22 protein-coding genes are annotated in these 23,681 nt (G+C 74.7%); 15 read left to right on the top strand and 7 right to left on the bottom strand.

The features are described 5' to 3' along the window. The first annotated feature begins 479 nt into the window (after nucleotides 1–479). Nucleotides 480–1,571 carry a hypothetical protein gene (locus tag FRAEUI1C_RS36240; RefSeq protein ID WP_013423867.1) on the top strand — a complete coding sequence of 364 codons (1,092 nt, stop codon included), beginning with the start codon at nucleotides 480–482 and terminating at the stop codon, nucleotides 1,569–1,571. A gap of 28 nt (nucleotides 1,572–1,599) precedes the next feature. Here the strand turns inward: FRAEUI1C_RS36240 and FRAEUI1C_RS13540 are convergent, their stop codons facing one another. The 5 genes from FRAEUI1C_RS13540 to FRAEUI1C_RS13520 form a co-directional block, all read right to left on the bottom strand. Continuing rightward, complete coding sequence (locus FRAEUI1C_RS13540) at nucleotides 1,600–2,481, bottom strand: fumarylacetoacetate hydrolase family protein (protein WP_013423866.1); 882 nt, start codon at nucleotides 2,479–2,481, stop codon at nucleotides 1,600–1,602. A gap of 227 nt (nucleotides 2,482–2,708) precedes the next feature. Further along, nucleotides 2,709–3,452: a hypothetical protein gene (locus tag FRAEUI1C_RS42165; RefSeq protein ID WP_232425416.1), complete on the bottom strand. Its 744-nt coding sequence runs from the start codon at nucleotides 3,450–3,452 to the stop codon at nucleotides 2,709–2,711. Then, entirely contained in the window at nucleotides 3,449–3,802 is a 354-nt protein-coding gene (locus tag FRAEUI1C_RS13530; RefSeq protein WP_013423864.1) for a hypothetical protein, read from the bottom strand. Before FRAEUI1C_RS13530 ends, FRAEUI1C_RS42165 begins: the two co-directional genes overlap by 4 nt. Before the next feature lie 62 nt (nucleotides 3,803–3,864). Next, nucleotides 3,865–4,461, bottom strand: a complete 597-nt coding sequence (locus FRAEUI1C_RS13525; RefSeq protein WP_041259284.1) for a GNAT family N-acetyltransferase — start codon at nucleotides 4,459–4,461, stop codon at nucleotides 3,865–3,867. A gap of 85 nt (nucleotides 4,462–4,546) precedes the next feature. Then, nucleotides 4,547–5,572 carry a Sir2 family NAD-dependent protein deacetylase gene (locus FRAEUI1C_RS13520; RefSeq protein WP_013423862.1) on the bottom strand — a complete coding sequence of 342 codons (1,026 nt, stop codon included), beginning with the start codon at nucleotides 5,570–5,572 and terminating at the stop codon, nucleotides 4,547–4,549. Between the two features lie 260 nt (nucleotides 5,573–5,832). On the opposite strand from FRAEUI1C_RS13520, the gene FRAEUI1C_RS13515 reads away from it, so the two are divergent. The 14 genes from FRAEUI1C_RS13515 to FRAEUI1C_RS13455 all read left to right on the top strand — a co-directional run bounded on the left by FRAEUI1C_RS13515 (nucleotide 5,833) and on the right by FRAEUI1C_RS13455 (nucleotide 19,436). Continuing rightward, nucleotides 5,833–8,481, top strand: a complete 2,649-nt coding sequence (locus FRAEUI1C_RS13515; protein ID WP_013423861.1) for a cation-translocating P-type ATPase — start codon at nucleotides 5,833–5,835, stop codon at nucleotides 8,479–8,481. A gap of 74 nt (nucleotides 8,482–8,555) precedes the next feature. After that, the gene (locus FRAEUI1C_RS13510; RefSeq protein WP_041259282.1) at nucleotides 8,556–8,804 is read left to right on the top strand and encodes a HypC/HybG/HupF family hydrogenase formation chaperone; all 249 of its coding nucleotides are present in this window, start codon (nucleotides 8,556–8,558) and stop codon (nucleotides 8,802–8,804) included. A 267-nt stretch (nucleotides 8,805–9,071) separates the two neighbouring features. Then, complete coding sequence (locus FRAEUI1C_RS13505) at nucleotides 9,072–10,148, top strand: NADH-quinone oxidoreductase subunit B family protein (RefSeq protein WP_232425509.1); 1,077 nt, start codon at nucleotides 9,072–9,074, stop codon at nucleotides 10,146–10,148. Beyond that, nucleotides 10,145–11,935, top strand: a complete 1,791-nt coding sequence (locus tag FRAEUI1C_RS13500) for a nickel-dependent hydrogenase large subunit (RefSeq protein ID WP_013423858.1) — start codon at nucleotides 10,145–10,147, stop codon at nucleotides 11,933–11,935. Before FRAEUI1C_RS13505 ends, FRAEUI1C_RS13500 begins: the two co-directional genes overlap by 4 nt. A gap of 29 nt (nucleotides 11,936–11,964) precedes the next feature. After that, entirely contained in the window at nucleotides 11,965–12,378 is a 414-nt protein-coding gene (locus FRAEUI1C_RS36235) for a NifU-related iron-sulfur-binding protein (RefSeq protein WP_013423857.1), read from the top strand. Continuing rightward, nucleotides 12,375–13,127 carry a DUF5947 family protein gene (locus tag FRAEUI1C_RS13490; protein ID WP_013423856.1) on the top strand — a complete coding sequence of 251 codons (753 nt, stop codon included), beginning with the start codon at nucleotides 12,375–12,377 and terminating at the stop codon, nucleotides 13,125–13,127. The genes FRAEUI1C_RS36235 and FRAEUI1C_RS13490 overlap by 4 nt, the downstream gene beginning before the upstream one ends. Nucleotide 13,128: 1 nt before the next feature. Next, the gene (locus FRAEUI1C_RS13485; RefSeq protein ID WP_013423855.1) at nucleotides 13,129–13,836 is read left to right on the top strand and encodes a DUF6084 family protein; all 708 of its coding nucleotides are present in this window, start codon (nucleotides 13,129–13,131) and stop codon (nucleotides 13,834–13,836) included. Beyond that, nucleotides 13,833–15,416 (top strand): hypothetical protein, encoded by a 1,584-nt coding sequence (locus FRAEUI1C_RS13480; RefSeq protein WP_013423854.1) that lies wholly within the window; start codon nucleotides 13,833–13,835, stop codon nucleotides 15,414–15,416. Before FRAEUI1C_RS13485 ends, FRAEUI1C_RS13480 begins: the two co-directional genes overlap by 4 nt. Further along, nucleotides 15,413–16,102 carry a hydrogenase maturation protease gene (locus FRAEUI1C_RS41000; protein ID WP_013423853.1) on the top strand — a complete coding sequence of 230 codons (690 nt, stop codon included), beginning with the start codon at nucleotides 15,413–15,415 and terminating at the stop codon, nucleotides 16,100–16,102. Before FRAEUI1C_RS13480 ends, FRAEUI1C_RS41000 begins: the two co-directional genes overlap by 4 nt. Further along, nucleotides 16,102–16,206 (top strand): DUF6893 family small protein, encoded by a 105-nt coding sequence (locus FRAEUI1C_RS42160; protein ID WP_013423852.1) that lies wholly within the window; start codon nucleotides 16,102–16,104, stop codon nucleotides 16,204–16,206. The genes FRAEUI1C_RS41000 and FRAEUI1C_RS42160 overlap by 1 nt, the downstream gene beginning before the upstream one ends. A gap of 35 nt (nucleotides 16,207–16,241) precedes the next feature. Next, nucleotides 16,242–16,514 carry a HypC/HybG/HupF family hydrogenase formation chaperone gene (locus tag FRAEUI1C_RS13470; protein ID WP_013423851.1) on the top strand — a complete coding sequence of 91 codons (273 nt, stop codon included), beginning with the start codon at nucleotides 16,242–16,244 and terminating at the stop codon, nucleotides 16,512–16,514. Between the two features lie 97 nt (nucleotides 16,515–16,611). Further along, nucleotides 16,612–17,754: a hydrogenase formation protein HypD gene (hypD, locus tag FRAEUI1C_RS13465; RefSeq protein ID WP_013423850.1), complete on the top strand. Its 1,143-nt coding sequence runs from the start codon at nucleotides 16,612–16,614 to the stop codon at nucleotides 17,752–17,754. After that, nucleotides 17,751–18,980 carry a HypE family hydrogenase expression/formation protein gene (locus tag FRAEUI1C_RS13460; protein WP_013423849.1) on the top strand — a complete coding sequence of 410 codons (1,230 nt, stop codon included), beginning with the start codon at nucleotides 17,751–17,753 and terminating at the stop codon, nucleotides 18,978–18,980. The genes hypD and FRAEUI1C_RS13460 overlap by 4 nt, the downstream gene beginning before the upstream one ends. A 72-nt stretch (nucleotides 18,981–19,052) precedes the next feature. Next, the gene (locus tag FRAEUI1C_RS13455; RefSeq protein ID WP_013423848.1) at nucleotides 19,053–19,436 is read left to right on the top strand and encodes a hydrogenase maturation nickel metallochaperone HypA/HybF; all 384 of its coding nucleotides are present in this window, start codon (nucleotides 19,053–19,055) and stop codon (nucleotides 19,434–19,436) included. A gap of 11 nt (nucleotides 19,437–19,447) precedes the next feature. Here the strand turns inward: FRAEUI1C_RS13455 and FRAEUI1C_RS36230 are convergent, their stop codons facing one another. Together FRAEUI1C_RS36230 and FRAEUI1C_RS13445 are read right to left on the bottom strand one after the other, a co-directional pair. Continuing rightward, nucleotides 19,448–23,218 carry a HEAT repeat domain-containing protein gene (locus tag FRAEUI1C_RS36230; RefSeq protein ID WP_013423847.1) on the bottom strand — a complete coding sequence of 1,257 codons (3,771 nt, stop codon included), beginning with the start codon at nucleotides 23,216–23,218 and terminating at the stop codon, nucleotides 19,448–19,450. Then, entirely contained in the window at nucleotides 23,215–23,595 is a 381-nt protein-coding gene (locus tag FRAEUI1C_RS13445) for a toll/interleukin-1 receptor domain-containing protein (RefSeq protein WP_232425415.1), read from the bottom strand. Before FRAEUI1C_RS13445 ends, FRAEUI1C_RS36230 begins: the two co-directional genes overlap by 4 nt. Nucleotides 23,596–23,681 lie beyond the last annotated feature (86 nt).

Below are 23,681 nucleotides of genomic sequence, written 5' to 3'. Positions count from 1 at the left end.
AGTGGCCCGACGGCCGGTGCACGGCCCGCTGCAATGTCCTCCCCCGCCGCGAGGCCACCGAACCACTAATGATCATCCGTGCCAGCGCCGGGCCGTCAACACCGTGGACAACAGGGCGGGACGCCCAAGCCACCCAGCCACCCAGCCGCCCGACCACCCGGTCACCCAGCCACCCAGTCGCCCAGTCGCCCAGTCGCCCAAGCCACCCGACGCGAACGGCCGCGCCACCGAACCGCCGAGCCACCTCGCCACCGAGCTGGCGGCGCGGCCACCGCTGGACGCCGGCGGCCCTCGCGCGGAGCCCCGCTTTGCCCATTCCCGCACGCGCCAGTCCGCCGCCCGGGCCCCGCCACCCCGCCGGGGTGAGCACCGGGCCCCCGGTTGACGCTCCCCGGCGCCAGCCGTTCGATGCGGCTACTTACTTACCTTCCGCGACCACGCGAATACGGCCGCGGAACCAGGAGTGGAGAGGGGAACCGATGCGCGCGCCGACGCCCATCCGTGGCCGACGGGCCGGCTCGCGGCCGGCGACAGCGACCCGCACCGTCGGCGTCGGCCTGGCGGCAGGCCTCGGGCTGGGTCTCGGCCTCGCCACGGCAACGGCCACCACGGCCACAGCAGCCGGGGCCGCGACAGCCGGAGGGGCCGCGACGACCGCGGGGGCCGCCACAGCCGCCGGGGCCCGCGTCCCGGCCACCCGGACCGGCACATCCTCGGGCCCGGCCGCCGGCACCCCGACGACGCGCGTCGCCACGCCGTCGACCCCGGCGGCCGTCGAAGAGGTGACGCTCACCGGAGAGCTCGGCCCGCAGAACGGCTCGGGCGTCTCCGGCTCGGCCCGGGCCGTGCTGCGCGGTACCCGGCTGGCCATCACGATCACGCCACGCGGACTCGCTCCCGGCCTTCCGCACCCGGCCCACCTGCACATCGGCGGGCGCTTCGCCTGCCCACCGGCCGGCCTGGCCGGTCGAGGCGTCGACGGCCACCTGCGCACCACCGACGCGCTGCCCTATCACGGGCCGGCGGCCGTCGCGCTGACCACCTCCGGTGACACCAGCCCGGCCAGCGAGCTGGCGCTGGACCGGTTCCCCGTCGGCGACGCCCGCTACCAGCGGACGGTCACCGTCAGCCAGCACGTGGCCGACGAGCTACGGGCCGGCGACGGCGTGCTGGAACTGCACGGCGTCGACTACAACAAGGACGGTCGGTACGACGGCGCCGCCCGCAGCGACCTCGACGCGGCCCTGCCCGAGGAGGCGACGGACCCGGCCGCCTGTGTCCGGCTGACCCCGGTGCCGCGGGGCGGGGTCGACGCCGGCGGCGGTGGAGCCGCGCTCGGCACCGGGGCTGCCCTCGTGGCGGCAGCCGCCCCCGAGGGCACGGCCGGGACAGGACCCGGTGGGGCCGACGCGAGGCTCGACCCGTCGACCAGGCCGGCCGACGGCTCCGGCGCGACCGGCTGGATCGGGTCCGACGTCGGGGTCGCCGCCTTCATCGGCGGCCTCGCCATGCTCGGACTGATCGCGGCGGCCGACCAGCGTCGCCTGGTCACCGAACGTCGCCGCCGGTGACCTGCCCACGAGCCCGGGACACGACCGGTCAGCCGCGGCCGGCCGCGTCGACGATCGGGGTGGCGACGCTGCCCACGCGGTCGATGTCGACCCGCACCCAGTCGCCGGGTACCAGGTAGCGCGGCGGCGTGCGGCTGTAGCCGACCCCCGCCGGGGTGCCGGTCACCAGCAGGTCGCCGGGGTGCAGCGTGAGCGTCCGGCTCAGGTAGGCCAGCACCTGGCCGACCGTGAAGATCATGTCGCTGGTGTCGCCGTCCTGGACGACCTCCTCGACCGTCGAGCCGTCGTCCGCGCGGGTGCGGATCGTGGTCCGCACCCGCAGGCCGTCCGCCGGGTCGCCGACCTCGTCGGCGGTGACGACGGGGCCGAGCGGGCCCGAGTAGTCCGCGTTCTTGCCGACGGTCCACAGCGGGGACCGGCCCTGGGAGCGCCGGGCGGACAGGTCGTTGAACGCGGCGTAGCCGAACACCCCGGCCAGCGCCTCGACCTCGTCGACGTCGGCGAGGTTCGCGCCGACGACCACGCCGAGCTCACCCTCCCAGTCGAGCCCGCGCTCACCCGCCGGCACCGGCGCCGGGGTGCCGTCGACCGTGAGCGACACGGTCCACCGGCCGAACAGGTTCGGATACCTGGGCGGTTCGAGGCCGGTCTCGGCGGCGTGCGCCCGGTAGTTCAGCCCGACGCACAGCACCCGCGCGGCCGGCGGGATCGGCGGCGCGAGCGTCAGCGCGCCCACCGGCCTGGCATCCGTCCGGTCGCCCAGCGCCTGCCCGGCCCGGGCCCGCCAGGCCGGCAGGTCTGCGTAGAAGTCCTCGACCGGCGCCAGCGGCACCACGGCCGCGCCACCGGACCCGTCGACCAGCGGGCCGACGATCGTCCGGTTGCCGTCCCTGAACCCCACGATCCGCATCGCGACCTCTCAGTCCTCGCTCGTTCGCTCGGTCCTGGCGCCGATCGAGGAGCCTATGCGGTCCGGCCGGCGGGGCCACCGGTGCCGCGACCGCGACGGTCGGCCCGGTGGGGTGAGCGCCGTTTTGGCCCTGAAGTGGGTGAGTCGGGTCTTTTCGCGACCATTCGAGGGCCAGAACGGCGATCATGTTCGGGTGCCGGAGCGGGCGGACGTTGTCGGAGGCGGCGCTAGGCGTCCGGCGCGGCGCTCCCGGTGGCCGAGCGGCGCAGCCACCACAGGCCCAGCACCGGCAGGACCAGCGGCAGGAACACGTAGCCCTCACCGTAGCCGGACCAGACCGCCGCGTCCGGGAACAGGCCTCGGTCGACGACGCTGAGCGTGCCGACGGTGAGCACGCCGGTGAGCTCCGCCGCGCAGGCGCCCGTGGCGACCCGGCGGCCGAGCACCGACGGCCGGCTGAGTCCGACCGTCGCCAGGATGTAGACCACGCCCGCGAGCGCCGACAGCAGGTAGGCGACCGGCGCCTCGTGGAACCTCGTGATGATCTGCACCACCGCCCGCGACGTCGCCGCGACCGCGAACACGGCGTAGACCGCGACCAGCGTCCGCCCAGGTCCCCGGACCCGAGGCGCCGCGCCGACGGGCTCGGCCGTGCCGACGGGCTGGGCCACGGCCGCCGGCCCCGCGTCGCCCTCCGGCCCCGCGTCGTCGGCGAGCCGCGCGTCCCCGGTGGGCCGGGCCTCGGCATCGCCTGGCCCGGCCGTGGCTGTCGCCTCGGCCGGCGCCGTCTCGGTCGTCATCGCGCTCGTCCTTCCCGGGGTTCCGCCGGCCCGCGCACCGGCGGCCCGCTCGTCGTCACGTCCATCCAGCCCGATGTCCGGCCCAGCCGGCTCGGTGTACGGCCCAGCCGGCTCGGTGTACGGCCCAGCCGGCTCGGCGCGCGGGGCCGCGCCGGCGTCCGCGGGTGTCACGACCAGGTCTGGTGCAGGCGCTGCACCAGCACCGCCGCGACCACGGCCGCGACCCCGAGCACCGAGGTTCCGGACCGGGACCGCTCCCCCAACGCCCACCAGGTGCCGGCCGGCAAGGCCACGGTCGACGCGATCAGGTACATCGTGAAGGTCAGCGGCTCGGCCGCGTGCTCACCGCGCGCGACCAGGACGATCGCCCCGACCACCTGCGCGAGCAGCAGCGCCTCCGCGACGGCGACGCCGTAGAGCACCCGTCGCCCGATCGGCCGGTTCCGCCAGGCGAGGAAGAACACCCAGGCGGCGAGCAGCAGCGTCGCCACCGCCACCGCGATCGCAAGGATCCTGACCATGCCGCCCCTGCCCTACTACGCCACGTAGAAACAGATCGTAGCCCGTCCGCGCACCCCTGGGGCTACAGCGGCTTGGCCAGCACGGTGAAGGCGAGGTCCGGCCGCCTGGGCAGGCCGAAACGCTCGTCGCCGTAGGGGAAGGGCTTGGCGTCCCCGGTCGGCCGGTAGCCGCGGCGGACGTACCAGGCGATCAGGTCGGCCCGCTGGGCGATGACGTGCATCTCCATCCGGTCGGCGCCCCACACCTCCCGGGCGTACCGCTCGGCCTCGGCGAGCACCGCCGAGCCCAGGCCGCCGGCCTGCAGCGTGGGGACCACGGCGAACATGCCGAAGTAGCCGGCCGTCCCGTGCCGTTCCAGCTGGCAGCAGGCGAGAATCCGGCCCGTCGGCCCGGCGGGGCCGGCTGTCGCGCCGTCGCCGGGCCGCGTGGCGACCAGAACGAGGCCGTCCGTGCCGGTGACGATGGCCGCGATCGCGTCGGGGTCGGTGCGCTGGCCGTCGAGCAGGTCCGCCTCGGTGGTCCACCCGGCCCGGCTCGACTCGCCGCGGTAAGCCGACGTCACCAGGGCCAGCAGCTCCGGGATGTCGTCCAGGGTCGCGGCGCGGAAGGTCACGTCGGCCCGCTTCGTCGCCGGTTCCTGGCTGCCCACGGCCCCCATCCTGGCAGAGCGCCGCCGGGCGGCCGGACCGAGCGCCACCGGCCGGCCGAGGCGGCGCCGCCGGGCGGGGGCGGGCTAGGGACCGTCAGGCTTGCGGGGCCAGGTGGGCGGCCAGCGCCGGCAGGATCTCGCCGAGCGGCGCGTCGACGATCAGGCCGGCGCGGGCGTCGGCCCGGGTCGGGCCCTGGTTGACGATCGCGACCGGGACGCCGAGCTGCCCGGCGCGCAGCACGAACCGGTAGCCCGACATCACGGTCAGCGAGGACCCGAGGACGAGCAGCAGGCGGGAGCCCGCCACGACGTCCATCGCCGCGTCGACCCGGCCACGGGGCACGGTCGCGCCGAAGAAGACGACGTCGGGCTCCAGCCGGCCACCACAACGCCGGCAGCCGACGATGACGAACCGGCTGATCTGCGCCTCGGCCAGCACCGCGTCGCCGTCCGGATTGACCCCGCCGTCAGGGTTGACCCGGCCGTCAGGGTTGACCCGGCCGTCAGGCGCCGACTCGCCGGCTGAGGCCGGCTCCTCCGCGCCCGAGACACCGGCGTCGACGACGTCCGCGCGGAAGGTCGGGTTCGCCGCCGCCAGCCGGGCGGCCAGCTCGGCGCGGGCGCTGACGTCGCCGCAGTCGGAGCACAGGACCCTGGCGAGGTTGCCGTGCAGCTCGATGACGTCGCGCGCGCCGCCCGCCTGGTGAAGGCCGTCGACGTTCTGCGTGACGATCCCGGCGAGCAGCCCGGCCCGTTCCAGCGCGGCGACGGCGCGGTGCCCGGCGTTGGGCGGCGCGGCCGCGATGTGCCGCCAGCCGGCGTGACTGCGGGCCCAGTAGCGCCGGCGGAACTCCGGGTCTCCGGTGAACTGCTGGTAGGTCATCGGGGTGTGGTTGCGCCGCGGGGCCCCGCTCGGTCCCCGGTAGTCCGGGATGCCCGACTCGGTGGAGATCCCGGCGCCCGTCAGGACCGCCACCCGGCCACCGGCGGCGGCCGCGCGCAGCGCCGCGACCCCGGCGGCCGGGTCGCTGACCACCGCGACGTCCGGCGGCCGGGACAGCGGCGCCGAGCGCCCGAACGGCTTGACGCGGTAGGTCAGCGCCGGTGCCTCGGGGTGCATGCACCCATCGTGCCTCCCGGCGGGGCCGACCGAGGCCGCGAGACGGGCTCGCATGGTGATCCCGCGCGCAGCCGACAGCCACGCGTTGCCAAACGGTCGAACTGCTCGCATACGGTTGGTGACGTCGGCACCGGCGCCGGCGTGACGACGGGTTCCCCGGGCCGCCACGGGAGAACACCCGGATCGGCCGGCGGGCAGGCGGACGGGTCACGGACCGTGACCGCACCGCGCGGCGAAAGCCTGAGCCCCGAGGGGGACACATGGAGCAGCGGGTCGACCCTGACCCGTCCACCGGCCCGACGGCGTCCGACGGCCCCGAGCGCTCCAGCGTCCAGGCCGGCGACGGCGTGAGCCTCACGATCGTCGGTGGACCCGGCTGGCCGGCGGACCCCGCGCGGGGCCTGACGGCGGCCGAGGTGGCGAGCCGGGTGGCGGCCGGCCAGGTCAACGACGTGCCGGCGCGGACGAGCCGCACGGTCCGGGAGATCCTCGCGGCCAACGTCTTCACCCGGATCAACCTGATCATCGGGGTGCTGTTCGCGCTGATCTGCGTGGTCGGGCCGATCCAGGACGGGCTGTTCGGCGCGGTGATCGTGGCGAACTCGGTGATCGGCATCATCCAGGAGTTGCGGGCCAAGCAGACGCTGGACCGGCTCGCCGTCATCGGCGAGGCCGAGCCGACCGTGCGCCGGGACGGTGTGGCCGTGGCCGTGCACCCGGGCGAGATCGTGCTGCACGACGTCATCGAGACCGGCCCCGGCGAGAAGATCGTCGTGGACGGGACGGTCACCGAGGCCGACGGGCTGGAGGTCGACGAGTCGCTGCTCACCGGCGAGGCGGACCCGGTGCTCAAGCAGCCGGGCGAGGAGGTCATGTCCGGCAGCTTCGTCGTCGCCGGCTCCGGGGCGTTCGTCGCGACAAAGGTCGGCGCCGACGCCTACGCGGCCCGGCTCGCGGCGGAGGCGACCCGGTTCACCCTGGTCAACTCCGAGCTGCGCAACGGCGTCAACAAGATCCTGCGGATCGTCACCTACCTGATCATCCCGGCCGGGATCGCGCTGGTGATCAGCCAGCTGGTGGTCGACCAGAACGACCTGCCGGAAGCGATCCGCCGGATGGTCGCCGGGCTGGTCAGCATGGTGCCCGAGGGTCTGGTGCTGCTGACCTCGCTGGCGTTCGCGGCCGGGGTGGTGCGCCTCGGCGCGCGCAACTGCCTGGTCCAGGAGCTGCCGGCGATCGAGGGCCTGGCCCGGGTCAGCGTCGTCTGCCTGGACAAGACCGGCACCCTCACCGAGCCGGCGATGGACGTCCTGGAGGTCCGAGAGCTGGGCCGGGCCGCTGACGACGACACGGCGGCCGGTACGAGCCCGGCGACCGACGACGAGCCGGCCACGCCGGACGGCAGGGTGGCCGCGGTGCTCGGGGCGCTCGGCGCGGCGGACCGGCGCCCGAACGCCAGCCTGCAGGCGATCATCGACGCGTACCCGGCGCCGGACGGCTGGCGACCGGTCGACGCGGCGCCGTTCTCGTCGGCCCGCAAGTGGTCAGGCGCGGCCTTCATCGAGCCGGACGGCGCCGAGTCGACCTGGCTGCTGGGCGCGCCGGACGTGCTGCTGGCCGCCGGCCACCCGGCGCTCACGGCGGTCGACGGGTACGGCGAGCGGGGCCTTCGCGTGCTGCTGCTCGCCCGCTCAGACCGCCCGCTGGCGGACGCACTGGCCGCGAGCGCGGGTGCGAGCGCGAGTGCGACCGGCCCGGCGAACGGCGGAGCGAACGACGCCCCCGGCAGCGCGAACGGGGGCGGCACCGGTTCTCCGGCAGCTCCGGCCGGCGGCCTCGCCGGCGCGGTCGAGCCGGTCGCGCTCGTCGTGATCGCGCAGCGGCTGCGGGCCGACGCCTCCGACACGCTGCGCTACTTCGCCGACCAGCGCATCGCCACCAAGGTCATCTCCGGGGACAACGCGCTGTCGGTCGGCGCGGTCGCCCGCGAGCTGGGCCTGTCCGGAGCCGACGACCCCGTCGACGCCCGCTCGCTGCCGGCGGACCGCGCCGAGCTCGGCGAGCAGCTCGAGGCGCACACGATCTTCGGCAGGGTGACCCCGCACCAGAAGCGGGAGATCGTCGGGGCGCTGCAGGCCCGCGGCGAGACGGTCGCGATGACCGGCGACGGCGTCAACGACGTGCTCGCCCTCAAGGACGCCGACATCGGTGTCGCGATGGGCTCCGGCAGCCCGGCGACCCGGGCCGTCGCCCAGATCGTCCTGCTGGACAACAGCTTCGCCGCGCTGCCCTCGGTCGTCGCCGAGGGCCGCCGGGTGATCGGCAACATCGAGCGGGTCGCGAACATCTTCCTGACCAAGACGGTCTACTCGGTGCTGCTGGCGATCGTGGTGGTCGCCGCCCAGGTGCCCTACCCGTTCCTGCCGCGGCACCTGACCCTGATCAGCTCGCTGACCATCGGCATCCCGTCGTTCTTCCTGGCGCTGGCGCCCAGCCACGACCGGGCCCGGCCCGGGTTCGTCGGCCGGGTGCTGCGCTTCGCGGTCCCGGCCGGCGCGCTGGCGGGGATCTCGACCGTGCTCGTCTACTTCCTGGCGCGCAACGTCTTCTACGACAACAACCTGCGCGCCGAGACGTCGCTGGCGACGCTCACGCTGTTCTGCGTCTCGCTGTGGGCCCTCGCGATGATCGCCCGGCCGTACACGTGGTGGCGCGTCCTGCTGGTCGCCGCCATGGCGGGCCTGTTCGCGCTCGTGTTGGTCGTCCCGTTCCTGCAGACGTTCTTCGAGCTCTCCCTGGTCGGCACCAGCGGCCCGCTGACCGCCCTCGCGATCTCGGCCGTGGCCGCGGTGCTGATGGAGATCGTCTGGAGGCTGGTCCGCCCGCCGAACGGCACCCCCCACCCCTGACCCCACCGCACGGACCAGGGCGAAGGGGGCAGCGCGGTGGTGGGTCCGACGCCAACCCCCTACCGTTACTGGACATGACGGACCAGACACGAATGGTGGCGGGGCACTGCGTGACCTGCTCCGACGAGGGGCTGGCGGGCCAGGTCCTGCGGGTCGCGGCCGACGAGGCCGTCGTCCGGCTGGAATCCGGCTGTGCCGCAGGCGATGGCGAGCTGACGGTCGGGATGGCGCTTGTGGCGGCCCAGCCTGGGGACTGGGTCCTAGTACACGCGGGTGAGGCGATCGCCGTCCTCCCCGGGCCACCGGCCGACTCCTGGCCCTAGATCACAACCTCGACCAGGCTGGCACGGCCGCCGGCCTGAGGCGCGTCGAGACGGTGCCGACCACCCGCACGCGGCAGGTGGGGGTGAGCAGGCGTGTCGACACCGACCTTGGACCCGACGACCGACCCGTCGTCGGCCGCGGCGAGCGCGCCGCCGACGGGCAACGGCGAGCAACTGGGAAAGCTGGGCGTGGGGGCGGCCGCGCGGGAGCGGCCAGCCGAGCAGGTAGCGCCCGAGCGAGTCCCCGCCTGGGAGGACCAGGCACCAATCCACCTGCTGTGGATCAACGCGGGGCTCAGCTGCGACGGCGACTCGGTGGCGCTGACGGCGGCGACCCAGCCGAGCATCGAGGAGATCGCGCTGGGCGCGCTGCCCGGCCTGCCCAAGGTCGCCGTGCACTGGCCGCTGATCGACTTCGACTCCGGCCCCGAACAGGGCGCGGACGCGTTCCTCGAGTGGTTCCGCAAGGCCGACCGCGGCGAACTGGACCCGTTCGTGCTGGTCGTCGAGGGCTCGATCCCGAACGAGCGGATCAACGGCGACGGCTACTGGACCGGGTTCGGCTCCGATCAGGCCACGGGCCAGCCGATCACCGTCAACGCGTGGCTCGACCGGCTCGCGCCCAAGGCGCTCGCGGTGCTCGCCGTCGGGACCTGCGCGACCTACGGCGGCATCCACGCGATGGCCGGCAACCCGACCGGTGCGATGGGCGTGCCCGACTACCTCGGCTGGGACTGGAAGTCGTCGGCCGGCATCCCGATCGTGTGCGTGCCGGGCTGCCCGATCCAGCCGGACAACCTGTCCGAGACGATCGTCTACCTGCTCTACCAGGCCTCCGGGCAGGCGCCGATGATCCCGCTGGACGACCAGCTGCGGCCGCGCTGGCTGTTCGGCACGACCGTCCACGACGGCTGCGACCGGGCCGGGTTCTACGAGGAGGGCCGGTTCGCCCACGCGTACGGCGAGCCCGAGTGCCTGGTCAAGCTTGGCTGCTGGGGGCCGGTGGTGAAGTGCAACGTCCCCAAGCGCGGCTGGATGAACGGGGTGGGTGGCTGTCCGAACGTCGGCGGGATCTGCATCGCCTGCACGATGCCCGGCTTCCCGGACCGGTTCATGCCGTTCATGGACACCCCGCCGGGCGCGAAGGTCTCCAGCGGCCTGAGCACCGTCTACGGGAAGGTCATCCTGAACCTTCGCAAGATCACCATGCACACCGCGGACCGGGAGCCGAGGTGGCGCCGGCCGGGTGACGAGCTGCTGACCGGCTACCGCGACCCCGCCGCGACAGCCGCCGGCACAGGCGCCGGCACGCCCGCCGGCCGCGTCGGGGAGGGCGCGCGATGACCACGACAGCGATGCGCCCGCAGACCGGCGCCGAGCAGAGCAACCTCATCGAGATGAACTTCGACCCGATCACCCGGATCGTCGGCAGCCTCGGCATCTACACGAAGATCGACTGGGCGGCCAAGCGGGTGGCGGAATGCCACAGCACGTCGTCGATCTTCCGCGGCTACAGCATCTTCATGAAGGGCAAGGACCCGCGCGACGCGCATTTCATCACGTCCCGGATCTGCGGGATCTGCGGCGACAACCACGCCACCTGCTCCTGCTACTGCCAGAACATGGCCTACGGGGTCCGGCCGCCGCCGCTCGGCGAGTGGATCGTGAACCTCGGCGAGGCCGCCGAGTACATGTTCGACCACAACATCTACCAGGAGAACCTGGTCGGGGTGGACTACTGCGAGAAGATGGTCGCCGAGACGAATCCCGGCGTCCTGGCGCTCGCGAACGCCACCGAGTGCCCGCACGCGGCCGAGCACGGTTTCCGCACGATCGGCGACATCATGCGCGGCCTCAACCCGATCTCCGGGGAGTTCTACCGGGAGGCGCTGGCGCAGAGCCGGTCCACCCGGGAGATGTTCTGCCTGATGGAGGGCCGGCACGTCCACCCGTCGACGCTGTACCCGGGCGGGGTGGGGACGGTCGCGTCCGTGCAGCTGTTCACCGACTACCTGTCCCGGCTGATGCGCTACATCGAGTTCCTCAAGCGGGTCGTGCCGATGCACGACGACCTTTTCGACTTCGTCTACCAGGCGATGCCGGGCTACGAGGAGGTCGGCCGCCGCCGGGTGCTGCTCGGCTGCTGGGGCTCGTTCAACGACCCCGCGCACTGCGACTTCACCTACGAGAACATGGCCGACTGGGGCCGGCGCATGTTCGTCACCCCGGGCGTCATCGTCGACGGGAAGCTGCTCACCAACAACCTGGTCGACATCAACCTCGGCATCCGCATCCTGCTCGGCAGCTCGTTCTACGAGGACTGGGAAGACCAGCCGATGTTCGTCACCGAGGACGCGCTGGGAAACCCGGTGGACCGCAGGCACCCGTGGAACCAGCACACCATTCCGCGGCCGGAGAAGCGGGACTTCGACAGGCGCTACTCCTGGGTGATGTCGCCGCGCTGGTTCGACGGCACCGACCACCTGCCGCTCGACACCGGCGGCGGCCCGATCGCCCGGCTGTGGAGCACGGCGCTGTCGGGCCTCGTCGACCTCGACCACATCAGGGCCACCGGCCACAGCGTGCTGATCAACCTGCCGCGCACGGCGACGAAGCCCGAGCGCACGTTCGAGTGGACGATCCCGCGCTGGAGCAACGCGCTGGAGCGCAACCGGGCCAGGACCTACTTCCAGGCCTACGCGGCGGCCGCGGCGCTGACGTTCGCCAAGCGGGCGCTCGCCGAGGTGCGCGCCGGCAACACGAAGACCTGGGAGCCGTTCGAGGTGCCCGACGAGGCGGCCAGCTGCGGCTTCACCGAGGCCGTCCGCGGCGTCCTGTCGCACCACATGGTCATCCGCGGCGGGAAGATCGCGAACTACCACCCGTACCCGCCGACCCCGTGGAACGGCAGCGTGCGCGACGTCTACGGCACCGCCGGGCCCTACGAGGACGCCGTGATGGGCACCCCGATCTTCGAGGAGAACCCACCGGAGCGGTTCAAGGGCATCGACATCATGCGGGCGGTCCGCAGCTTCGACCCGTGCCTGCCGTGCGGCGTCCACATGTACACCGGCGCCGGCCGCACCGTCGACGTCACCCACTCCCCGCACGCGTTCACCCCGGCCGGGTGAGCCGCGCCAGGCCCGAGGAGGTGTCGCCGATGGCGTTCGACCTGGCCGCCGGTCCCGTGCGGGCCGCCATTGAGGACCCCGAGGAACCAGCCGACGAGTCCGGCGAGCGGGCCGCCGCGCGCCTCGACGCGCTGCTGGCCGACGTCGACGCCTGCGCCGACCCGCGGCTGCGCGCGCTCGCCCACGAGCTGGTGCGCACGCTGATGCGCTTCTACGGCGCCGGGCTCGGCCGGGTGGCCGCGCTGGTGCCCCCGGCGACGCTGCGCCGCCTGGCCGACGACGACCTCGTCGGCGACCTGCTCGCGCTGCACGACCTGCATCCCGACGGGATCACGCCGGAGACCCAGGGCCATGCCTCGACCGGGCCGCCGCAACCGGACGGGCGACGGGTGCTGCCGCTGACCGTCGCGCCGGCCGCCGCGCAGGCGGGAGCCGGGCGGTGACCGGCCAGCCCGACCGCTGGCTGGTGTCGCTGCGGCGCGCGCTGCTCGAACCAGCCGGCGACGGCGGTCCGGCCGGCGGCCGGTGCGAGTTCTGCGGCGAGGCCCTTCCGCCCGAGCAGGCTGGCGCCGCCGGGCCCGGCGGCACAGGCCACGGGCACGTCGTCGACGTCGTGGACCGGTCGATCCGGTGCGCCTGCCAGGCCTGCCGGCTGCTGTTCACCCAGGCCGGCGCGGGTGGCGGGCGGCTGCGCGCGGTCGGTGACCGCCGGGCCTACCACGCGCGGTTCCCGCTGGACGGCCCGCGCTGGGCCGCGTTGGAGATCCCGGTCGAGCTCGCGTTCCTCGTCGAGGACGCGCACGCCGGGCGGCTCGCGCTGTTCTACCCGAGCCCGGCGGGCGCCACCGAGTCGACCGTGGCGCCCGACCGGATCGCCGCGACCTGGCGGGCCGCGCTCGCCGACGCTCCCGGGTTCCCCGCGCCCGCGCCCGACGTCGAGGCGGTGCTGCTCTACCGGCCGGACGACGGCCCGGCGGACGGCTGTGAGGCGTTCCTCCTGCCGGTGGACGCCTGCTACGCCCTGGTCGGGCGGATCCGACGCGCGTGGACCGGGTTCGCCGGCGGCCCGGCGATGACGGGCGCGACCGCCGACTTCCTGGCCGAGGCCCGCCGCCGCGCCGGCGCGGCCAGCCGGACCGTCGCGGCTGGCGACACGGCCCGGGACGGCCGCGTGCCGCAGGAGGTGAGCTGACGTGGCCGAGTTCGCGTTCGACTGCCTGGACATCCAGCCGGAGCCCTACGCGGCGAGCCCGACGCTCGCGGCGCGGCTGCGGGTCGCCGAGACGACCGGCTTCTCGGTCCAGGCGATCGCGCTGCGCTGCCAGATCCGGATCGAGCCGGCGACCCGCGGCTACCGCGACGACGAGCGGGAGCTGCTGCGCTACCTGTTCGGCGACCCGGCCCGCTGGGGCCGCACGATGCGGGCGTTCCCGTTCGCGACCGTGTCGGCGCTGGTCGGGTCGTTCGTCGGCTCCACCGAGGTCCAGCTGCGGATTCCGGTCAGCTACGACCTGGAGGTCGCGGCCGGCAAGTACTTCCACGCCCTGCGGACCGGGGTGATCCCACTGTCGCTGCTGTTCAGCGGCACCGTCTTCGGCGCGACGCTCGACCGGATGCAGGTCGAGCCGGTGCCCTGGCACCTGGAGGCGAGCTACCGGCTGCCGGTCACGGTCTGGCAGCGGCTGATGGACGCCTACTTCCCCGGCGAGGCCTGGGTCCGGCTGCGCCGCGAGACCATCGACGCCGTCGCCCGCTACAAGGTCGCCCACGCGATCCCGACCTGGGACGACGCGATCAGCGCGCTGCTCGCCGGTGCCGGCCCGGACCCGGCCCCGGCCGGTGCCGGGGATCCGAGCCCGGCCCACGCAGAGGGCCGCAGTCGCCGAGAGGTCACCTCATGACCGCGCCCACCGGTTTCGACGCCGCCCGCGAGGTCGCGGACGCGGTGCTCTACGAGGGCTACCTGCTGTACCCGTATCACTCGGGCGCCCTGAAGAACCAGGTCCGCTGGCAGTTCGGCGTCCTGGTGCCCCCGGCCGTCGCGGCGGCCGACGGCGAGCACGCGACGTGCCGCACCGAGTGCCTGCTGGAGCACCTGCCGAGCGCGGGAGCCGGCCTCGCCTGCCACGGTGAGCCGGGCTCGCCGCACTGGGCGACCGAGCTGGGCACGGTCCACGTGCGCACCCGGTTCCTGCACGCCGTCGAACGGACCGTGTGGGCCCGCCAGGGCGCCACCTTCGTCCCCGCGGAGCTGGTCGCGACGGCGCGCGGTGACCTGCGCGCCGACCAGGAGGCGACGCCCCGCGAGGAGGACACGCTCGTCCCGCTCGCCGGCCTGCTGGGGCGCTCCCCCGCCGAGCCCGCCTCGCCCGCCGAACCGGAGGCCTGGATCGTCCCACTGACGGCGCCCGCCGGCCGGGACGTCGAGCCGGCCGACGCCCATACCGACCCGGCCGGCCCACGGGTCTTCACGCCGCCGGCGGCGGGGCGGGAGCCGACGGGCCGGGTCGTCCGGGCCCGGCACCGGCTCGACGCCGAGCTGCGCCTGACCGCCCGCTGGCTGCCCGGGCCCTACCGGGTGGCCCGGCTGACCGCCGAGCTGCGCAACGTCTCATCCTGGTCACCCCCGCCGGCCTCGCCAGAGCAGCCGGGGGGTGACCGGGCGGCGGCCCGCGACGCGGCGCTGGGCCGGTCGCTGATCGCCGCGCACCTGGTCCTCTCCGCCCCGGGCTGGCGGTTCCTGTCGCTGACCGAGCCGCCCGAGTGGGCCGCCACCTACGCGGCGGACTGCCGCAACGAGCGGGCCTGGCCCGTCCTCATCGGCGGGGGCGGGGGCACGGGCTGCGCCGACACGGTGCTGGCCGCGCCGATCATCCTGCCGGACAACCCGCGGGTCGCCCAGGAGAGCGTGGGGCCGTTCTTCGACGCCACCGAGATCGACGAGATGCTGACGCTGCGAACGCAGACCCTGACCGACGAGGAGAAGGCCCTCGCCCGCTCGACCGACCCGCGCGCCGCAGACCTGCTCGACCGCGCCGACCACCTGGCGCCCGAGCTGCTCGAACGCCTGCACGGCGCCGTCCGTGAGGTCCGCCCGGCCGGGCCGGGGTCGGATCCGCGGACGCCGGGCGAGCCGACGGCCGGGGCCGCCGACCTGCCGTCCTGGGATCCGCGGGCCGACGACCGCGCCGCGGCCACCGACGAGCCGGTCCTGATCGACGGCGTGGCGGTCTCGGCGGGCAGCAAGGTGCGGCTGAACCCGGCCGCCACGTCGGCGGACGCGCAGGACATGTTCCTCACCGGCCGGGTCGCCACCGTCGCCGCCGTCCTGCGCGACCTCGACGGCGCGACCCACGTCGCCGTCACGCTGGACGACGACCCGGCCGCCGACCTCGCCGCCGCCGTCGGCCGGTACCGCTACTTCGCCCCCGGCGAGCTCGTCCCGCTGGGCGGCGCCGAGCATGGCGAGGCCCGGCCATGACGCGCACGGACAGCACCCGCACGGACAGGACACGCACGGACAGGACACGGACCCTGGTCGCCGGTGTGGGCAACGTGCTGCTCGGGGACGATGGCTTCGGGGTCGCGGTCGCCGGCCGGCTCGCCGCCGGGCCGCCGCTGCCGACCGGGGTCACCGTGGCCGACTACGGGATCGCCGGGACGCACCTGGCGTTCGACGCGGCCGGCGGCTGCGACGAGCTGCTGCTCATCGACGCGGTGCCGCCCTGGCCGGTGGGCCCGCCGGACGGTCTCGCCACCGGACCGTCCGGCGCGGGCCCCGAGCTGGCCCAGCCCGGGGAGCTACGGCTGCTGGAGCTGCCCGCTCCGGCGGCGGCGGCCTGGACCGCCACCCCGGGCCACGGCCCCGAGCCTTCGGAGGCCGAGACCGAAACCGAAACCGCGCCCGCCAGCACGCCCGGGGACGGGCACGCGATGACGCCCGACGCGGTCCTGCGGCTGCTGGCGCTGCTCGGTGGCGGGCCCGAGCGGGTGCTGCTGGTCGGCTGCGTGCCGGCCCGGGTCGAGGAGGGCCTGGGCCTGAGCCCGGCGGTGGTCGCCGCTGTCGAGCCCGCGGCCCGCCTCGTGCGCGCGGTCCTCGCCGGCGAGACCGGACCACGAGCGCAGGCGCCTCCGGGGCGGCCCGCGCAGGGAAGGAGCCCGACGTGATGCGCAAGCTGCTGGTCGCGAGCCTGATGGCCGCCGGCGCCACGGTCACCGCGAAGTCCGTGTACCCGGACCTGCACCGCTACCTGGAGATGCGCCGGATGTGACGTGGCCGGATGTGACGTGAAAGGGGGGTTCGCTCATGTGTCTCGGGATTCCCGGGGAGGTCGTCAGCCTGTCGGCCGACCGGCCGGACATCGCGACCGTCGCGGTCAGCGGGGTCCGGCGGGCGGTCAACATCGGCCTGCTCGCGCAGGACCCGCCATGCCCCGGCGACTGGGTCCTCATCCACGTCGGGTTCGCGCTCTCGAAGATCGACGAACGGGAGGCCGCGGCCGCGATGGAGTTCCTCGAGGGCATCGGACGCGCCTACGACGACGAGCTCGACGCCCTGCGCGCCTCGTCGATCGCCTAGACGACGAGCGCCTGGACAACGAGCGCCGGCTGGCCGCGGCACGACGACGGCAGCCGGGACAACGTAAGCCAGGGCGACCAGGAAGGGGGGCCGGGCCGTGCGGTTCGTGGACGAGTACCGGGACGCCGACGCGGCGCGGGCACTGGCGGGCGAGATCGCCGGCAGCGTCGCGCCCGACCGGCAGTACCGGGTCATGGAGGTATGCGGCGGCCACACACACACGATCTACAAGCATGGTCTGGAGGACTACCTGCCGGAGACGGTGACGCTGGTCCACGGCCCGGGCTGCCCGGTGTGCGTGATCCCGATGGGCCGCGTCGACGACGCGATGCACATCGCCCGGCAGCCAGACGTGATCATGACGACGTTCGGCGACCTGATGCGGGTCCCCGGCAGCCACGGCTCGTTCCTGGACGCGAACGCCGAGGGCACCGACATCCGGATGGTCTACTCGCCGCTGGACTCGCTGCGGATCGCGAAGGCCAACCCGGACCGACAGGTCGTCTTCATGGCGATCGGCTTCGAGACGACGGCCCCGTCGACAGCGCTGACGGTCCGGCGGGCCGCCGCCGAGGGGATCGAGAACTTCTCGGTGTTCTGCAACCACGTCCTGGTGAACCCGGCGATCAGGGCGATCCTCGACGACCCCGACCAGCGCCTCGACGGGTTCATCGGCCCCGGCCACGTCTCCTGCGTGATCGGCTGCGAGCCGTACCGGTTCGTCGCCGAGGAGTACCACCGGCCGATCGTCGTGTCGGGCTTCGAGCCGCTGGACATCCTGCGCTCGATCCACCTGCTGCTGCGCCAGCTGGCCGACGGGCGGTGCGAGGTGGAGAACCAGTACACCCGGGTCGTCCCCTGGTACGGCAACCCGCGGGCCATCGCCGCGATCGACGAGGTGATGACGGTCCGCCCGACGTTCGAGTGGCGCGGCCTGGGGACGATCCCGGCCTCGGCGATGCGGGTGCGCGACGAGTACGCCGCGTTCGACGCGGAGCGCCGTTTCGAGGTGCCGGGGATCCGGGTCGCCGACCCGAAGGCCTGCCAGTGCGGTGAGGTCCTCAAGGGCGTGATCAAGCCCTGGGAGTGCAAGGTCTTCGGCACCGCCTGCACCCCGGAGACCCCGATCGGGACCTGCATGGTCTCCGCGGAGGGCGCCTGCGCCGCGTACTACAACTTCGGCCGCTTCACCCGCGCCCGCGTCCGCGCGGCCGCAGGCCTGGAGGTGACCGGGGCATGACGACGCAGGTCGACGACGCGACCCGGGAGCGCCGGGTGCTGGACCGGATCGAGACGGCCCGGCGGCGGCGCCCGAAGCTGCGCGACGAGCACATCACGATGGCGCACGGTGCCGGCGGGAAGGCGACGGCCGCGCTCGTCGACGCCGTGTTCCTGGAGGCGTTCCGCAACCCGGCGCTGGAGGCGCTCGATGACGGCGCCCACGTCGACGCCGGCGGGGCACGCCTCGTCCTGACCACCGACTCCTACGTCGTGACGCCGCTGTTCTTCCCCGGTGGCTGCATCGGTGACCTGGCCGTCAACGGCACCGTCAACGACCTGGCGGTCTGCGGCGCCAAGCCGCTGTACCTGACCTGCGGGTTCGTGCTGGAGGAGGGCTTCGCGGTCGCCGACCTGCGCCGGGTCGTCGCCGCGATGGCCGAGGCCGCGCGCACGGCCGGCGTCACCCTGGTCACCGGCGACACCAAGGTCGTCCCCCGCGGCCGGGCCGACGGCTGCTACGTCAACACGACCGGCCTCGGCCTGTTCCACCCCGGCGGAAGCACCCTCGACGACGAGTCGCCGATGGAAGGAGTGGTCGCCGCCGACGACCCGGTCGGCCCGTGGCCCGTCGGCTACACCCCGCCCGGTCACCGGCCCACGGAGCCGGACCGCCTCGACCGCCTCGGGATGGCGCACGCGCGCCCCGGCGACGTCGTGCTGGTCTCCGGCCCGATCGGCGACCACGGCATCACGATCATGCTGGCCCGCGGCGAGCTCGACCTGGAGGCGGACCTGCGGTCGGACACCGCGCCCCTGTCCGGCCTGGTCGAACGGCTGCTGACCGCCACGTCGGGCCCAGAGCACGGCGGCGGGGTCCGGGCCATGCGCGACGCGACCCGCGGCGGCGTGGCGACGGTCCTGAACGAGCTGGCGATGGCGGCCGGCGTCGGAGTCGTCATCGACGAGGACGCCGTGCCGGTCCGCGAGGCCGTCCGCGGCGCCGCGGAGCTGCTCGGGATCGACCCGCTCTACGTCGCCTGCGAGGGCCGCCTCGTCGCCGTCGTCGCTCCCGAGGCCGCCGACGCCGCGCTGGCCGCCCTGCTGGCCGACCCGCTGGGCGCCGGCGCGACCGTCATCGGCCGCGTGGTGGACGACCCGCCCGGCCTGGTCCTGCTCAACACGGCCTTCGGCGGCACCCGCATCGTCGACATGCTCGTCGGCGACCCACTCCCCCGCATCTGCTGACCGGCGCCTGAACCGGGGCCAGGACGACCGGCCGCGTCGCGGCGACGGCCCCACCGACGAGGAGGCATGTCGATGCACGAGATGGGTGTGACCACGGAGATCGTCGAACGGGTCAGCGACCGGCTCGCCAGCGCGGCGCCGCCGGGAGCGAAGGTCGCGGCGGTCCGCCTGGAGATCGGGCGGCTGTCCGGGTACACGGCCGAGTCCGTGCGGGGCTGCTTCGAGCTCGCCGCCGCCGGGACGCCCCTGGAGGGCGCCCGCCTCGACGTCACCGAGCCGGCCGGCCACGGGACCTGCCGGACCTGCGGACATGCCGTCGACGTCGCCGACCCGCTCGCCACCTGCCCGAGCTGCGGCGGCACCGACCTGATGGTCCAGGACGGCCAGCAGCTGCGGGTGCTGGGCGTCGAGCTCGCGCCTGACGCTCCGGCCGCCAACCGCGCGGGCTCCGGCTGAAACGGGCTTGCTCAGGGCTCAGGGGTGTGGAGGCCGTGGGCCTCGCCATCGTCCGGCCAGCCGGCCGCGATCGCCTCCGCCGCCGCTGCCCGGACCTGCCCGTCGGGGTCGCGGGCCGCCCGGTCGCGTAGCAGCGGCGGGGTCTCCGGATGGGTGTGCCAGTCCGTGGCGATCGCCTGGAGCGCTCGCACCCGCACCTCGGGACCGTCGTCGCGGGCAGCGCGATCACGCACGAGTTCCAGCGTGCCGGCGTCGTCGAGCCAGCCGGTCACGATCGCCTCCAGCGCCGTCCGCCGGACCTGCCAGTGGGGGTCCCGCACGGCCCGGTCGCGCAGGAGCGCCAGCGTGGCTGGGTCGTCGTACCAGCCGTCCGTGACCGCCCGGATCGCCGCCTCCCGGACGTCCGCGGCCTCGTCGCGCGCCGCGCGGTCCAGCAGCAGTGCGGCGAGACCGGAGACGCCCGGCCACCTCGCGGCGAGGACGCCCAACGAGTCGGCCCGCGCGGCCGGGTCGTCGTCGTGGACGGCCCGATCACGCACCAGGGCCAGGGTGGCGGGATCGCCCGTCCAACTCCGCGCGACCGTCTTCACCGTCTCCGACCGGACGAAGGGGTCGACGTCCTGGCGCACGAGCGTGACCAGGCACGGGCGTGTGTCCGGATGGTCGGGCCAGCCCCTGGCGATGGCCCACACAGCCATCACCCTGACGAACCCGTCCGGGTCCGCGCCGAGCCGGTCCAGCAGGAAGGCCCGGGCTCGCGGACTGTCGCGCCCGTGTGTGGCGAGGGCGTGCACGGCGCCGCCTCGGACGAACGTGTCGGAGTCCTCGACCGCGCGCTCGTACAGCAGCGGCAACGTGTCGGGATGGTCAGGAAAGCCCTCGGCGAGGGCACGTACCGCCGTCTGTCGGACGCCGTCGTCCTCGTCCTGGACGGCGCTGTGGCACAGTGCGACACGCGCGTCCTCGACGCCACGCCCATGGCGCCCGATCCCCTCCAGGGCCGCCCGCCGCACGTCCGGCTCGCCGTCCGAGCGGCTGAGCGCGCACAGCCACGCCAGACCGTCGCCGCCGGCCGCCCACGTCCCGTCCGCGGCCGCGCGCACCGCCGCCTCGCGCACGGAACCCGCGCCGTCGTGAACGGCCCGGTCGCGCAGGAACTCCAGCGTCGCGGGGTCGCCGGGCGCGGCCCCGAGCGCCGCGACCGCGGCGGCCCGGACCCGCTTGTCCTCGTCCTGAACGGCGCGCTCACGCAGGAAAGGCCCGGTGGCGGGGTCGTCGGGCCAGCCCGCGACAGCCGCCAGCGCCGCCCGCCGGACCTCGTCGTCCTGGTCGTCGACGGCGCGCCGGCGCACGAACGCCGCCGTGTCGGGGCGGTCCGGCCAGCCGGCCGCCATCGCCTCGACCGCGGCCACGCGCAGGCGCGCCAGCGGGTGCTTCGACGCCCGCGCGCGGATGAGCGAGTGAATCCGTGGGTCGTCGGACAGGAGGATCGCCGCGGTCCGGGTCACGAACTCCGCGACAAGGCGCCGTGAGACATACCGCCCGCTCGACAGGAACCAGGACCGGTACGCCTCACGCCCCGGCCACGCGGGCCCGAGCCCGCCTTCGCTCGGGGCGACGACCAGGCCGTTCGGGAACGGGTACAGCGACGAGCCGCGCCCGAGGCCGACCGGCGTCATGCGGGCGAGCTGAATGATCGCCTTCAGGACGTCGGCTCCCGCGCCGACGGCGGCCGCCGGGTTCGCGAGCTCGGCCAGGCAGTCCACCGCGAACAGGAGGTGCGCGGGCAGCTGCGACGAACGCAGCTGCCAGGCCCGGTTCACGTCCCCCGCCAGATAGCTGACGATCGGCCCGGCGACGCGCACGTCGACGGTGCCGATCACGAGCAGGAGCACCTCGCGCCAGGCGTCGTCGTCCCAGTGCCGGCCGAAGACCTCGGTCCGCAGCTGCACCTCGTCGAGCTCACGGGTCTTCTCGAAGCGCTGGACGATGTCGTCCGCGCAGAAGTACTCGAGGAAGGCGCGGTGCACGAAGCCGTAGACGTCGGTTCCGAACCGGCTGAGCACGAAGTTGCGCGAGCGGAACTGGTCCACCATCAGCGCGGCGCACTGGTGGGCCCGTGGCGTGTCGATCTGGTAGCGGGTCACCAGGTAGGTGGCCAGCTCGTCGACGAGGTCCGCGCCGCGGATGTGGTTGCCGGCGAGCCCGCGCCGGCCGGTCTGCAGCCGGCGCGCTACACGGCGCAGCATCTCCCTGCGGTCGTCGGCGGTGATGTAGTCCACCGGCAACGCGGCCGGCGGCAGGTGCCGGCCGGGGTCCCACTGTTCGACCAGCACGTTCGCGGCGTGCTCGTAGACCTTCCGGCGTTCCCTGGGCAGCTCCCGGCGCCGGGCGATGATCACGAGCACCGTGAGCAGCAGCGGGTTGCCGGCCAGCTCCCGGATCGACGCCGAGTCGCCGATCGCGCGGTTCAGCCGGTCGAGCCGCAGCCGGGCCTCGTCGGGGCGGTCACCCACCGCGGTGTCGAACCAGCGCCCGGCGAAGGCCTGGATCTGGGCAGGGTCGAGGTCCTGCAGCGTGAAGTGCGCGAATCCGTCGCCCTCGAGGATGGAACGCCGGTAGCCGACGATCCGGGAGGTCACGATCACCCGGCTGTTCGGATGGCGCGCGGCGAACCCGGCGATCTGGCGGGCGACCGCCTCCCGGCTTCTCGGGTCGAACAGCTCGTCGAGCCCGTCGAAGAGGACGAGCGCCCGGCCGTCGTCCCGCAGGAAGGCCTCCAGGCCGGCGCGCCGCAGCCCGAGGCCCTCGTCGGCGGCGGCGAGCCGGTCCCAGTAGTCGAGGAAGGACGGGCACTCCTCGCGCTGGTCCGCGTAGTCCCGCAGGTCCACCACCAGCGGAAGCCAGCCCTCCCAGCCGGCCAGCGCCGGGGTGTCCCCGCTGGGCGCCCGGCTCAGCGCCAGGACGAGGAACCGGATCAACGTCGACTTGCCACTGCCCGGGTCACCCAGCAGGACCAGCCGCCGGAACTCCGGCGCGCGGACGACGTCGAGGACGGGCTCCGCCGGCAGGGCGCGGTAGGCGGACCAGGCACGCGCGAGCCGCGCGGCGTCGAAACCGTGCGGCAGTTCCGGCGACGGGATGTCCCCGGCCTCGGCCAGCCGGCGGACCAGTTCCTTCGACAGCTCCAGCGGCGGCGGGGCCGCCCGGACGTTCTGCGGCACGAAGACGTTCCGCAGCAGGATCGGCAGGTGCTCGTCCTGCTCCTCGGGCGTCAGCGCGTCCAGCTCCAGACGCCGGTAGCGCCGCTCCAGCGCGCGCAGGTAGGCCGCCCGCGTCGCGGCCGACAGGTCGGCGTCACCGTCCTGGCGCGCCTCCTGGGGCGTCTCCTGGGGGTAGTGCCTGGCGAGCGCGGCGAGCAGCTCGTCCATCGCGGCCGCCGGGTCGCGCCAGTAGTCCGCGACTCGTTCGGCGAACGTGAGGCTCTCGACGTCCGCCTCGGAGTCCATCAGCAGTGGGAAGACCCGGACCCGGTCGCTCCTCGCCTGGGCCGCGCGGACCAGCCGGCGGGCGAACCGGGTACCCACCGCCCGGACCGTCCCGCACAGCACCACCGGCCCGCCGGCCGTGAGTGCCCGGGCGGCCTCCTCCACGAGGCTCTCGCCGACCAGCACCTCGCCCTCGTGCCAGACGGCGTAGCCCGCACCCCGCAGCGGCCCGGCGACCGCCTCGGCCAGCGCTCCCTCGCCCGGCGCCGTGGCGAGCACGACCGTCCAGGTCACCGGGCCCGGTCCATCGCCCGCAGCAGGGCGGCGACACCGGCCCGCCAGTCGGCCGTCAGATCGGCGGCCTTGATGTCCGCGAGCAGCGCCGGCGCCTCCTGGCCGGTCAGCACGGCCGGCAGCAGCCGGGTGCCGCTGTTCTCCAGCTGCCGCGCCACGGCCGGCGCCCACTCCCGGGTTATCCAGGGCGCGGTCACCCCGGCGGCCGACAGGCAGAGCACGACGTACTGGGCTCCGGCGAGCCCCTCGTTCATCTTCTCGACGATCGAGTCCCCGATCTCGATCTCCCACAGGTCCAGCCAGACCTCGTGGCCCGCGGCCTGGAGGTCCCGGGCCAGCCGCTCGGCGGGGACCGCGTCGACGCCCCGATGAGACACGAAGACCTTCGCCACCTGGCCCCCCGGATCCGCCTCGAACTGGCGGTGACTTTAGCAGCACGTAGCGCACCAGAAGGGTCCGTGCC

The organism is Pseudofrankia inefficax (genome assembly GCF_000166135.1).
Classification (GTDB): Bacteria; Actinomycetota; Actinomycetes; order Frankiales; family Frankiaceae; genus Pseudofrankia; species Pseudofrankia inefficax.
This window is presented reverse-complemented; position numbering and strand designations above follow the sequence as displayed.